This window comes from Pseudarthrobacter sp. 10T415, from assembly GCF_056394175.1.
This window is the reverse complement of the sequence record NZ_JBFTHJ010000080.1, coordinates 1-410: the sequence shown is the minus strand read 5'-3', so window position 1 is coordinate 410 and position 410 is coordinate 1. Positions and strand designations below refer to the sequence as shown.

1 protein-coding gene is annotated in these 410 nt (G+C 58.8%); it reads left to right on the top strand.

What is annotated here, in order from left to right; genetic code table 11:
* The coding region (locus tag AC1DBN_RS21550; protein ID WP_477724207.1) for a hypothetical protein at positions 1–410 on the top strand (410 nt) is incomplete at both ends.

Here is a 410-nt window from a genome sequence, read left to right as displayed (position 1 = left end):
GAGTCGAACAACTGACTGACCACGCAGAGAACAATCAGACAAGTGGCGACGACGAGCCGCTAGGCATCGGATCAGAGAGTCTCGACGGCTCGGTTGCCGCACTCACGCAGGCGGTGACCAGCGTCGACGCTGATGTAATCGCCCTCGCAAAGTCACGCTCCACCACTGCCGAATGGGGCGGCGTGATTGAAATCGAGTCCGATCGGCTCGAAGCACTGACCGAAGTCTCGGCATTCAAAGGGTGGGTGCCCTTCGAGTTCCAGCAGTTCAAGGTATGGCTCGGCGAGTTTGTCGATGCTGAGTTAGCTCCCGCGATGTGCTTGGAACTCGCAGACGCACTCGCCGGTACACGCAGCCGATTACTTAAGCACATTGCGGAACTCACCGTTTCGCCCGTCACCGTACTGGCT